At 32.9% G+C, this 12,243-nt stretch carries 9 protein-coding genes and 1 pseudogene; 5 read left to right on the top strand and 5 right to left on the bottom strand.

What is annotated here, in order from left to right:
* Positions 1-20 precede the first annotated feature (20 nt).
* Both H0I26_RS17170 and H0I26_RS17175 read left to right on the top strand, forming a co-directional pair.
* Complete coding sequence (locus H0I26_RS17170) at positions 21-2,177, top strand: M3 family metallopeptidase (protein WP_218700150.1); 2,157 nt, start codon at positions 21-23, stop codon at positions 2,175-2,177.
* Between the two features lie 227 nt (positions 2,178-2,404).
* Positions 2,405-3,058, top strand: coding sequence for a spermidine synthase (locus tag H0I26_RS17175; RefSeq protein WP_218700151.1), 654 nt, complete (start codon positions 2,405-2,407; stop codon positions 3,056-3,058).
* An 81-nt stretch (positions 3,059-3,139) separates the two neighbouring features.
* On the opposite strand, the gene H0I26_RS17180 is transcribed toward H0I26_RS17175, so the two are convergent.
* Positions 3,140-3,931 (bottom strand): hypothetical protein, encoded by a 792-nt coding sequence (locus H0I26_RS17180; protein WP_218700152.1) that lies wholly within the window; start codon positions 3,929-3,931, stop codon positions 3,140-3,142.
* 149 nt (positions 3,932-4,080) lie between these two features.
* The gene (locus H0I26_RS17185; protein WP_218700153.1) at positions 4,081-4,566 is read right to left on the bottom strand and encodes a hypothetical protein; all 486 of its coding nucleotides are present in this window, start codon (positions 4,564-4,566) and stop codon (positions 4,081-4,083) included.
* A 479-nt stretch (positions 4,567-5,045) separates the two neighbouring features.
* Here H0I26_RS17185 and H0I26_RS17190 point away from each other — a divergent pair.
* Positions 5,046-5,887, top strand: a pseudogene (locus H0I26_RS17190) (IS110 family transposase).
* Positions 5,888-5,932: 45 nt separating this feature from the next.
* On the opposite strand, the gene H0I26_RS17195 reads toward H0I26_RS17190, so the two are convergent.
* Positions 5,933-7,369, bottom strand: a complete 1,437-nt coding sequence (locus tag H0I26_RS17195; protein WP_218700154.1) for a T9SS type A sorting domain-containing protein — start codon at positions 7,367-7,369, stop codon at positions 5,933-5,935.
* 128 nt (positions 7,370-7,497) lie between these two features.
* On the bottom strand, positions 7,498-8,751 hold the full coding sequence (gene ltrA, locus H0I26_RS17200; protein WP_218700155.1) for a group II intron reverse transcriptase/maturase: 1,254 nt from the start codon (positions 8,749-8,751) through the stop codon (positions 7,498-7,500).
* A gap of 721 nt (positions 8,752-9,472) precedes the next feature.
* Between ltrA and H0I26_RS17205 the strand changes: the two genes are divergently transcribed.
* Together H0I26_RS17205 and H0I26_RS17210 are read left to right on the top strand one after the other, a co-directional pair.
* Complete coding sequence (locus H0I26_RS17205; RefSeq protein WP_218700156.1) at positions 9,473-9,958, top strand: transposase; 486 nt, start codon at positions 9,473-9,475, stop codon at positions 9,956-9,958.
* Positions 9,959-10,213: 255 nt separating this feature from the next.
* A complete protein-coding gene (locus tag H0I26_RS17210; RefSeq protein ID WP_256935345.1) occupies positions 10,214-11,032 on the top strand; it encodes a transposase in 819 nt (272 codons plus the stop codon).
* Between the two features lie 118 nt (positions 11,033-11,150).
* On the opposite strand, the gene H0I26_RS17215 is transcribed toward H0I26_RS17210, so the two are convergent.
* Entirely contained in the window at positions 11,151-12,212 is a 1,062-nt protein-coding gene (locus H0I26_RS17215; protein ID WP_218700157.1) for an acyltransferase family protein, read from the bottom strand.
* Positions 12,213-12,243 lie beyond the last annotated feature (31 nt).

The following is a 12,243-nucleotide window of genomic DNA, read 5'->3' on the forward strand; positions in this document are numbered from 1 at the left end:
AAAAAAATCACTCTTTATTTATGAAAAAAAACACATTATATTCTATCCTAACTTGCACTATTGTGCTATTTAGTACGAGTTGCAAAAAAGGCACCAAAACTGCAGAACCCGCAAAACCAATGTCTGATAATATACTGCTTAAAGACTACACCGGGCCTTACGGAGGTGTTCCTGCTTTTGACAAAATGAAAGTTGATCAAATAGAATCTGCTGTTCTTGAAGGTATGGAAAAAGGTCTAGAAGATATAGATGCTATTGCCAACAATACAGAAGCACCTACTTTTGAAAATACTATTGAAGCTATGGAACGTGCTGGTAGCGGTTTAGATAATGTCTTTACTTACTACGGTATTTTTAGTAGTAATATGAGTAGCCCAGAATTTAGAGAAGTACAAGGTAACCTAGCGCCAAAATTATCTGATTATACTTCTAAAATTAATCAAAACGAAAAATTATTTAAACGTATTAAATCTGTTTATGATGCGTCGCAAAGCAAACCTTTGCCAGTAGATCAACAACGTGTTGTTGATCTTATTTACAAACGTTTTGAAATGAATGGTGCCGAATTAGATGCCACTAAAAAGAAACGTTATGCTGAAATAAACAAAGAGCTATCCACACTTTATAATAAGTTTGGAGATAATGTATTACATGATGAAGAAAATTATATCACCTATTTAACCAAAGACCAATTAGATGGTTTAAGTGAAGGGTTTATTAAGTCTGCTGCAAAAATAGCTACAGATAATGGTAAAGAAGGGCAATATGCCATCACCAACACGAGATCTTCAATGGATCCTTTTTTAACGTATAGTACAAATCGCGAATTACGTAAGCAAGTTTGGACCAACTATTACTCTAGAGGAGATAATGGAGACGAATTTGATAATAACACACTTATCGCTGATATTTTAAAACTACGTAGAGAACGTGTTGAATTATTAGGGTATAAGAATTATGCAGAATGGCGTTTACAAGACCGTATGGCTAAAACACCAGAAAATGCTATGGGATTAATGGAAGCCGTTTGGCCTGCCGCTATTGCCAGAGTCAAAGAAGAAGTTGCAGACATGCAAGCTGTCGCTGATGCGTCAGGAAATAAAATTGAAATTGAATCTTGGGATTACCGTTTTTATGCAGAAAAAGTTAGACAGAAAAAATACGACTTAGATAGCGACGAGGTGAAACAATACTTACAACTGGACAAGTTAACACAAGCCTTATTTTATACTGCTGGTCGTTTATTTAACTATAAATTTACGCCCGTTGAAGCTGGAAAAGTACCCGTATTTCATGAAGATGTAAAAGTTTGGGACGTGACCGACTTAGCGTCTGGAAAACATATTGGTTTATGGTATTTAGATCCATTTGCAAGACCTGGAAAACGTTCTGGAGCTTGGGCAACTACGTATAGAAGTCATACTACTTTTGATGGCCCAAAAACAGTCTTAGCGTCAAACAATTCAAACTTTGTAAAAGCGGCTCCTGGAGAAGCTGTATTAATCTCTTGGGATGATGCACAAACCTTTTTTCATGAGTTTGGACATGCGTTACACTTCTTCTCTTCTAATGTAAAATATCCTACTTTAAATGGAGGTGTTCGTGATTATACAGAATTTCAAAGTCAATTATTAGAGCGTTGGTTATCTACAGATGAAGTCATCAATCAATTTTTAGTTCATAATAAAACAGGCGAACCAATTCCTGCAAGTCTAGTGGCTAAAATCAAAAAGGCCTCAACCTTTAATCAAGGGTTTGGTACTACTGAATATTTAGCGTCTGCATTAATGGATATGAAATTACACCTCGCTGATCCTAAAAATATTGATATTGACAAATTTGAACGTGAAACGTTAGTCGAATTAAATATGCCAAAAGAATTACCAATGCGTCACAGAACGCCGCATTTTGGTCACGTTTTTTCTGGTGAAGGTTACGCCACTGCTTATTATGGTTACATGTGGGCAGATGTTTTAACTAGTGATGCCTCAGAAGCCTTTAAAGACGCTCCAGGAGGGTTTTATGATAAAGAAGTTGCTGACAAATTAGTCAAGTATTTATTCGCGCCAAGAAACAGCATGGATCCTGCTGAAGCGTTTAGACAATTTAGAGGACGAGATGCTAAAATTGAAGCCTTATTAAGAGACCGCGGATTTCCTGTGACAACAGAAAACTAAGACCTCTATAAATAATTACAGCTCCTTTTATCCAGCACTATGCTGTGATAAAAGGAGCTTTTTTATGCAACATATTTTCTATTAATACTATTAATACCGAAAGTACAGGCTTATATTTCAAAGACAAATTATCATTTAATAATAATAATTTGACAGCACAATATATAAAACCACTAAATTTGTGCACAAACCAAATGACTAACCTTGTAATGCGTTTCTCTTAATTTATGATGAAAAAACTACTGAGTTTTATCTGGCCGCAAACGACTAAAATAGACACCGATTTTAATGGCATATTAGAGGTCACTTGGATAAACGGTCGAAAAGTATTAGATAGTAAAAATGCAAACTATTCTTACGGAACCTTGCAGCGCATTCTAGAAACAGGTCTTTCTAAAATAGATATTAAAAATAGTCAATCTATCTTACTTTTGGGATTAGGTGGCGGAAGTATTGTGCATTCTTTAAAAAATAAATTTGATTATAAAGGGACATTGGATGTCTTAGAGATTGATGAAAAAGTAATTTCTATAGCAAAAAACGAGTTTAATCTATCCTCCTTTGACAATATCAATATCTTTAATTGTGACGCTTTAGATTTTGTAAACATGTGTACCTCTCACTACGATGTAATTATAGTTGACCTGTTTATTGATCAAGAGGTGCCTTCCCAATTCTTAACAGAAGCTTTTAGTAATCACTTAGCTCAAATTACAAATCCAAAAGGGACTATCCTTTATAATTTGGGGATAAACTTAGACAAGCAAGACAAACAATATCAAGTGATTACTTGTTTTAAAAATCACAGTCTTTTTACTTGTACTGTCTTAGAACATGTAACAGGTACCAACACACTTATGATTGCAAAAAAAAGTAAATAATTAAAAACTATAAAATTTGATTCTATTTACTAGTATTTTCAATACAGTACTTTGTTACCTGCCGTTTTTATTTCAAATCTTCTATTCAACTGGATATTTTCCAACTGCTTCTATTCCTTTTTCTGTAAATTTTAATATTTCTGTTGTTACTTGATAACCTGATTTTTTATATTCGTCAACTACTACTTTTCCAATTTTTGAAGCAAAGAATTGAAAATCATTTTCGGAAAAAATATAACAAAAATCTCGAACTGGAATAACAGCAAAGAAAGGAAAACTAAAATCGGTCTTTACTTTTTCCGCCATTGAAGGTGCTAATAATAGAGCACTTTTTAAATTCGGATATTTTGATTCTAACATTCCCAGTTTTCTATTCTCAAGGATGTCAAATTCGATTACTGATTCAGATAATAATTTGTCAGCATTTTTTTTGGCTTGGTTTTCTAAATCAAGTTCCGTAATATTCCATTTCGAAAGGTCATTTTTAGAAATTAAACTAAATTTATCATTTCCAGTATGAATATATACTTTATCAATTTCATTGGTGATTTTAAAATTTATAAATTCTTTACAATCAAAATCATTGGGGTGTAAAGAAATATAGATGTCATTTTTGGCTAAATTCCAATCTTCAGGAATTTCTATAGAATAATCTGCTAAAATTCCGACTAAATCAGAAATGTGTGTTTTATCTTTATCTCTTGCATAATTTTTTCTTACGTTATCCAAACTGACTTCTAAAGTCAAATCTCCCTTTTTAATAAGAATCAATTCTGCAGTATCAATTGATTCTATTGTCATTCCTTTATTTTCAATTTGTACTTTGAATTGGTCAAAAACGAGATCTTCTTTTATGTCCTTTTTTTGTCGCATTCGTGATTTTTTTTTAATACCAGGTAACGGTTAGTGCGGTTTTCTGTGCGAGGATTTTCCGTAGGAAAATCAGAAGTAGCAAAAGTGCACTGTTCTTTGTTTAAACACTAATCTACGCATTATTTTTATGCGATGTTGTAAAACGTTTTTTATTTAAATTCTAATTTTGTCCATAATCTAGACTTAACCACTTTCTTTTTATATTTCGCTGTTCGAACTGTTATTTGTTCCGTTGCTTGCTTTATTTTTTTGTCAATTTTGTCTGATTGTGGATAAGACTTAACTTTTATATCAACAATTTCCGCTTTTTCAGTTACAGTCAGATAAACATACACGTCACCTTTAAATTCAGTTTCAGAATTCAGTTTTTCGCTAATCAGTTCTTTTAGATTATTTTCCGCACAATCAATTTGTTCTTTTTCCGAAATTCCGGTTTCACAATCATTTTCAAATGGCAATTCCGTAAGAATTGCATAATGATAAATTCCTTCTTTTTTTTGTTTGAATGGCTTTAACTTATATCCTTTTTCAGCTGAATCGTCTGCGTCTAAAAAATATCCTTTCGGAATTTGTCCAATCGCTAACATTGGAATCAGAAGTAAAATTGTCAAAAAATTTAATTTGTATTTGTTCATTTTCTTGTTTTGGTCAAATGTTTTACAACGGTCTTGTCTGTGGCTCGTAGCGTGTAAAATTGCGATTATTTTCGGATTAAGCACAAGCCAGATTTTTAAATTTTACTATTTATCTTTTTTATTGGAAATCGTCAAATTTAAAAATTTGGCGACTTTCCAAATATGCCTTAATTCCGTTTAATCAACTGTCTAGCTATGAGCTATATACACCTTGAGTTTACAATTCATTAAATTTATACATAAAATAGAAAGCACAAAAGAGAGGCATAAGGTTATTATACACGCAGAGACTTTAGATCTCGTCAACATTGAAAATCCCCTCTCTTTTTCTAACCAGATTTCGTACAGTTCTGTGAGGCTTTTAGACCTCGATTTTAAGTCGTTGAAACTCGCGTAGTATGTCCTTTACTCATTTTATAATATTTAAATAAATTGGAAATCGTGAATCTTCGTTCCTTGATTTCAAAAAACACTTTGTTATGAATAAAGATATAAAATATTTTGGACTTGACATCAGTCATTTAGTATTTGATGTTACAGATTCCGAAGGGAATTATTACCAGTTTAAAAATAGTATTTCAGGCTTTAAAAAGTATGTAAAGCTGTTAGATATTAATAGTCATTCTGTAATGGAGGCTACAGGTTATTACCATTATCAGTTGGCTTATTATTTATTTGAAAATGGTCATAAAGTATCAGTAGAAAATCCATTGTCAGTTAAGCGTTTTATCCAGATGAGGCTGTCTAAAATCAAGACAGACAAAAGTGACTCTAAACTAATTTGTGACTATGCGAAACATGTAGAATTAACGTTGTGGAAGCGTAGCTCCAAAGAAGTGCAAGAGTGTCTTCAAATCACCATAACCCTTACCGTGTATACAAAGCAATGTACAATGTTAAAAAACAAACTACATGGTGAAGCCGTTTTGGGAGAACCAAGTAAAGCTGTTGTAAGATCATTAAAGCGTAGTTTAAAACACACTGAAAAAGAGCTAGAAAACTTAGAAGTACGTTTATTTCATTTGGTAAAAGAGGAGCATAAAGATTTATTTACTCGTATAAAAAAAGGATACCAGGAATTGGTAGAAAAACAGCTATTATGCTCATCGTTTTAACAGGTGGATTTGAACGTTTTTCTAGCGCAAGCGAATTATGCAGTTATGCTGGATTAACTCCTGTGATTAGGCAAAGTGGTAGTGGAAAAAGCAAAAAACTAGCCTTAATAGCGGTTTGTAATAAGTTATTAAAACAGGCATTTGCTATTGCTAAATCAGGGTTAATATTTGATAAAGAATATAAAAATACGTTAGTGAAAAATTAATGACATTTTACTTGTTTTTTAACACAGTACTTTGTTGGCTAACGTTTAACTCTTTACTATTTTTAATGTACTTGATCTATTCTTAGTTGATATTTTTAAAAAATAAACACCTTCTCTCAAACTAGAAGTATTTATTTGAAGTTGTTTTTTATTGAAATAGGTATCCTCTAATACTAGTTTTCCTAATATAGAATAAAGTTTAATATTAATTTCGTTCTCTTGATTTACAAATTCAACATTCAGGTTTACTGTAAAAGGATTAGGAAATATCTTGAGTTTTTCTTTTATATTTTCATCAATACTAAGTTCATCACAAGTAATTGGGTTAGATTGATTGAAATAGCTTTCATTAAAATTCGGAAGGCCTAATAATGAACTTTTGCCACCTAGAGAAACACCTTCTAATTGAAAATTACAAGAAGAGCCTTGAGCATTTGGATTATTAATTACTCCAAGTGAATTTACAGAAAGGTTAGCAGACCATCGAGCAAGATATATTTTACCATCAGGACCATTTTGTAAACTCCCAAATGGTGTAGGATTGACACCTTGATTTGGAAATAGTTCTTCAAAAATTATAGTTTTTGTTGAGGGAATATCTAAACTTTCCATATCGTACTGATACAAGACATTGGTGACTCCTTGACTAGTAAGATTATATCCTGATGAGATATAAAGTTTGGAATTGTCTGGCGAAAAAGATAAGCCATAATTATTTTCTAAATTGTTTATGTTTCTAGGAAGATTAGAGTGAAAAGTAATTATCCCTGTTAGTGCATTAAAACTATACAACTTAGAATCATCTCCATTGCCAGAAAAATTATTTGTGTAAGCAAGAAATGAGCCGTTTGGAGAAAATTTCATAGTATGGCAACACGAATCATCAATGTTTCCACTATTACTTATAATTGGTTGCTCAATTCCAGTTTCTGATATTTTATAAATGTAAAAATTATTATTTGAGAAATTTAAAGTTGCTAACCAAATATCTGAACCATCACAATGATTTATTGCACTCATTTTTTCTGATGCATTTAAATGCAATAAAGTATTCTTTGTTGTATTGACAATATCTCCATTACCATTATTTAAATTCATATTCATTTCTGAATATCTTAATCCATTTGGTCCGCCAAAAGCATCAGCATAAAAAATGTAATACATGCCTTCGGTTTTGGGTTTTTGTATTATCAATATTTGACTAGTAGAAACATTACCAAATAAACCAGTTCCATTTGGAGTTACATTGTTATTAGAATCCCAAACATTTACACCATCTGTATAAAATAATAAATTACCAAAAGTATCTGAAACTGAAGCACAAGACTCTATACTGTTCATGAGACTATCAGTTATTTCAATCGGACTACCAGTTGAAAAGTCAAGACCAGCTTCATTTCCAAAATACCACTTGTCGGAAGTACCTTGACCTTGCGCTATAATTGTAAAGACTATTATGGAAAATTGAATAATATATTTCATTCTCTAAATGTTTGCTAACGGTTTTGTGGTCGAGTAGACAAGAGGGATTTCACCTCAAGTCTCTCACAGAACCGTACGTGATACTCTCGCATCATACGGCTCTTGTTATACAAATCTAAAGTACTAAATTACTTGATAAAACCCATGTGCCAATGATAAAATAAGTTAGGAAATTGTTCCTGCACTCTGTTAAACCATTTATAGGCACGTTTTATACTCGTTTTATAGCGCTTATACCGTTTTCTTGCCCACCTCACTAAACGATTGTTGAGTAATTTGAAAACCTTGTGTAGCATAGATATTCTAAATTTACCGTAGTAGCGTATCCAACCTCTAATAATAGGGTTTAAACGATGCGCAATGCCTACAATACTCTTACAAGTCATTCTATGTACTTTCAATTCTCCTAATTTATCAGCAATGCGCTTCTTGGAACTTATACTTATGGCACAATCAAAGCCTAAAAATAATCCTTTAATTTTCTTAGATTTGGATGTTCTAGGCTGAAAAGAGTAGCCTAAAAAATCAAATTTAATAACTGAATAATTTTGTTGTCTTCGATAATCCTTACAGTACACGATTTTGGTTTTCTTTGGATGTAATTCCAATCCTATTTGTGTCATTCTGTTTCGAATTGCCTCTAGCACATGTTCTGCGTGTTTTTGACTTCTACAGTGTACAATTACATCGTCGGCATAACGTGTAAATTTCACGGTAGTGTCGGTGTGTTCTAGCCATTTGTCAAAACCATAATGTAGAAATAGGTTTGCCAGAAGCGGGCTTATAACGCCTCCTTGTGGTGTTCCTTTTCCTTTGTTTTTAATGATTTCTCCTAATTTAGTTAAAACAGGGCTTACTAACCATCGTGCAATATAAAGCTTTACCCAGTTTTCTGGAATGTGCTTTTCTACTGCTAGCATCAGTTTGTTGTGGTCGATAGTGTCAAAGAAACTTTTAATGTCTAAATCTATTACCCAATCGGTTTTCCAGCAGTTTTCTCTAACAGATGTTAATGCTTGATGTGCATTTCTGTGAGGTCTATACCCATAGGAATTGGAACTGAATATTTTCTCTAAACCAGGTTCTATATACATCTTAACCACCATTTGTCCCACGCGGTCACTTATAGTCGGAATTCCTAATTTACGGATGCTTCCATCCTTCTTTGGTATTTCTACCTCTTTGACTGGTGGCGGAAAATAACTCCCCGATGCCATCCGATTCCAAAGTTTGTACAAGTGTTTACTGCGTTTAGCATCGAACTGTTCCATGCTTATCGAGTCCACTCCTGCACTCCCTTTATTGGCTCGCACTTTCTTATAAGCTTCCCATACCATGGTTCTGCTTATTGGTATTGATTTTGTTTCATTCCATAAATTCATCCTCAATTTATTTGAGTTGTTAAATGTAATGCAACCGTATAACCTAATCCCTTCGCTCCATTTCCATTACAGAATCTTCAGCACTACTACGGATTAGTCCGTCCCTGAATATAACATCGGTATTCTACCTCTAGATTGATTCTATTGTGTATTTTCCTTAACATTTATAATCAGGTTCTCGAGTTCCGTATATAAGCCTAAATAAAAGTCATGCCCCCTGAATGACGCCTGCCGTATAGCCAATAAATAGGTGACCGCTATACTCTTCACTCCGTATCATACTTCGTAGCTTTTGACAGAATGTAGCAACTTCTCGACACCTCTAAAGGGGTTCAATTGCGTTCATCTCTTTTATTCGTACCTGACCACGCTCTTGGCGTGACCGTTTCCTAAACGCTCAGTACCTTAGCTCTTTACCAAAGCACCTTTAGGTGGTTTAATGCCTCTTCCTATAAAGCGACATTGGTGGGTCGGGTCCACCATCTTATTTACAGTTCACAATGAGTATTTGTTGCCGCTCATTGCTTGCTCGACACACTATGATTAGTGGCGTGTTTAAGTAACTTAATATAGCAAATAAAAACCGAATAGAAATGAAGTGCACCCAAATGTTTAGACAAATTTATAATTAATTTTATACGGTGTGCCTGTTGCACAACTCTGTTGATAAAGTTATAGCAATGGTTTGTTATTGACAAGATATTATTTGTAAATTACTGGTATGCAAGGAAAAAAGACCTATCAAGAACAGTTGTTTACTCATTTTCTATTGAGCGAACGTATTCCCGAACACAATTTCTACCGACGCCTTAAATCGGTATTGGATTTAGAGTATCTCTATAAACTTACAGCGCCTTATTATGGGACTAGTGGTCAGAAAAGTATTGACCCAGTTGTGTTTTTTAAACTGTGTTTGGTAGGATATCTAGAAAACATAATAACTGATCGTAAGTTGATACAACATAGTAGTATGCGCTTAGATATTTTGTTTTTTATAGGTTATGGTTTAGAAGATAAATTACCATGGCATTCAACAATAAGTCGTACTCGTAAACTTTTTCCAGAATCTGTTTTTGAAACTGTATTTACAAAAGTATTAGAGCTTTGCACCTTAAAAGGCATGGTCAGTGGTCATACGCAAACGATAGATTCTGCACCTATAAAAGCAAATGCTTCTATGGATATTATAGAGCTAAAAGTTCCTTAAGAGGATCTAGCCTCTCATTTAGAAAAAATAAGACATATTAGTGCTCGAGATAAAGCGGCTTTTCGACAAAGTAAAACAAACAAAGCAAATATATCCGATAAGGTTATTAGTGGTACCAGTCAAGAACTAAGTGCTATCAAGAACCGAAATATAAAATGGGCAAAAGACCAAGACCAACGCCCCGGAGCAGGAGCTAAAGATAGTCGCTATACCAGTAATAAGACGCATTACAGTCCAACCTATCCAGACTCTAGAATTAGTGTAAAGCCAGGTAAGGCTAGAAAACTGAATTACATGAGCCAGTTAAGTGTGGACACAGGTGATCATGTGATTACGGATATTAAAGCTTACCATGCAGACAAACGCGACAATCAATACCTTCCAGATACTGTAGGACGCTTACGTTCCAGATTAAATTTATTTGGCTTGCTTTGGCGCAACTGCGTCGCAGATACTGGTTATAGTAGCGGAGAGAATTATGCTTTTTTAGAACAGATAAATTTAGTAAGTTTCATTCCGCCACATGGTACTTATAAAGGCGGTCCAAATGGGTTTGTTCATGATTTAGATCAAGACCACTATGTTTGTCCAGAAGGTGAGATTATTCCTTTTAAGAAAGTCTTTAACGACTACAAGACAGGACGTTTGAAAAAGGAATATCGCGGGAGCACTTATCAATGTAGAGATTGTCCAATAAAAAAGAGTTGTTTAGGTAAAACTGCAAAAGAGAAAAAGTTTTCAGTGACCTATTTTAAAGCAGAATACGAACGTAATATTGCACGTGTAGAGAGTAATCGTGGTCGTTATATGAAAGGTAAGCGTCAAAGCACTGTAGAACCTGTTTTTGGTACACTGACACAGTTTATGGGGTTAAGAAAAATAAATACCATTGGTATTAAACAGGCCAACAAGGTTATGCATCTGTCGGCAATAGCTTACAACCTTAAAAAATATTTAAAGTTTGTACAAAAACTAACAAAAAGTGAAGGAAAAGCACTTGGCGTTTTGTTTTTTGAAATAATGGCACTTTACAAGGCTACAAACTTCCATTTAAGCGTATCAAAATTAAGGTAAATCTTAATAAACAATAAAAATTGAGCCTCTTAAAAAGGCTTATTTTGCTTATTCTATTAGAAAATTATGGGGTTGTGCAACGGTTACCGGTGTTAGCCATAGGATTTGGTTTTATCATTTAGTAAAAATGTCTTTTCAACTTTAAAAATTGTTTTTCGAATAAATGATATGAGATTATACTAATGCCGATTGTTATAATTAAAGATGTTATTCCTAATAAATACCAATTAGAAAAAGATAGATACTTAAAAACCGGAATTAGTAATAATACTATGATAGTATGATATAAGTATAATCCATATGTATAAATACCTAATTTGCTAAACCATAAATTGTCATTTATGTGAATAGAATTATTTCCTAATGTGAATAGTATAGTAACTGAAAATAAAAGGCTCAAGATAAAAGGTGATAAATGCTCAATAAATACGAAGTTAATATTTGGGATTATAAAAACAATTGCAACGTTTAAAATTAAAAAGATATATTTAAAATATCTTGGAATTTTTTCTAAATAATTTATAAAAATTTTCTTATGCATCAAAATATATGCGGGTATTGCTCCAAAGGCAAAGTAATCAAGATGAGAAAATATATCAATATGACTTATTCCAAAATGAGTGTAAATTTGCCGAGATATATTAGCAATAATAATGCTGGATATAATAAGATACGGGATTTTTTTTGCAGAAATAAAATAGAGTAATACCGCCCACAGAATATAAAAATGTTCTTCAATACAAAGTGACCACATAACCCTTAAAGGTGCTCCATCAGGAAATGTATTTGTCATCATCATTTTATAATTCTCACCAAAGAATATTGATGTCAATAAATCAGGTTTGTATCCTTCATTGTTAAAAGGCAAGTTTAGGGCATTCAATATATATGGAGATAAATATGCAAACGCTATCATAAGGTAAAATAATGGCCAAATTCTCAGAATACGTCTGGCGAAAAATTTCTTTAGAGATATTTTATTTTGGTGTTTTTTTTCATAGAGTAAAATATAAGTAATTAAAAATCCGCTTAATACAAAAAAGAATGTTACACCAATTCCTCCACTTTTAAGAAAGAAATCAATATGTATGTTTCCCGTCTTTGGTAAGTGTAATAAAAAAACCAAAAGAAAAGCGAAAAATCTTAAAGCATCAAATGTGTGAAAGTGTTTTCTACTCATTCTGTATAAATCTTGTTCGGTTTAACATCTT

It is taken from the genome of Olleya sp. HaHaR_3_96 (assembly GCF_019278545.1).
GTDB lineage: Bacteria > Bacteroidota > Bacteroidia > Flavobacteriales > Flavobacteriaceae > Olleya.

What these genes read in the sequence shown, in the direction of transcription:
- H0I26_RS17170 (WP_218700150.1), top strand. Translation starts at nt 21, where the DNA reads ATGAAAAAAAACACATTATATTCTATCCTAACTTGCACTATTGTGCTA.
- H0I26_RS17175 (WP_218700151.1), top strand. Translation starts at nt 2,405, where the DNA reads ATGATGAAAAAACTACTGAGTTTTATCTGGCCGCAAACGACTAAAATA.
- H0I26_RS17180 (WP_218700152.1), bottom strand. Translation starts at nt 3,931, where the DNA reads ATGCGACAAAAAAAGGACATAAAAGAAGATCTCGTTTTTGACCAATTC.
- H0I26_RS17185 (WP_218700153.1), bottom strand. Translation starts at nt 4,566, where the DNA reads ATGAACAAATACAAATTAAATTTTTTGACAATTTTACTTCTGATTCCA.
- H0I26_RS17195 (WP_218700154.1), bottom strand. Translation starts at nt 7,369, where the DNA reads ATGAAATATATTATTCAATTTTCCATAATAGTCTTTACAATTATAGCG.
- ltrA (WP_218700155.1), bottom strand. Translation starts at nt 8,751, where the DNA reads ATGAATTTATGGAATGAAACAAAATCAATACCAATAAGCAGAACCATG.
- H0I26_RS17205 (WP_218700156.1), top strand. Translation starts at nt 9,473, where the DNA reads ATGCAAGGAAAAAAGACCTATCAAGAACAGTTGTTTACTCATTTTCTA.
- H0I26_RS17215 (WP_218700157.1), bottom strand. Translation starts at nt 12,212, where the DNA reads ATGAGTAGAAAACACTTTCACACATTTGATGCTTTAAGATTTTTCGCT.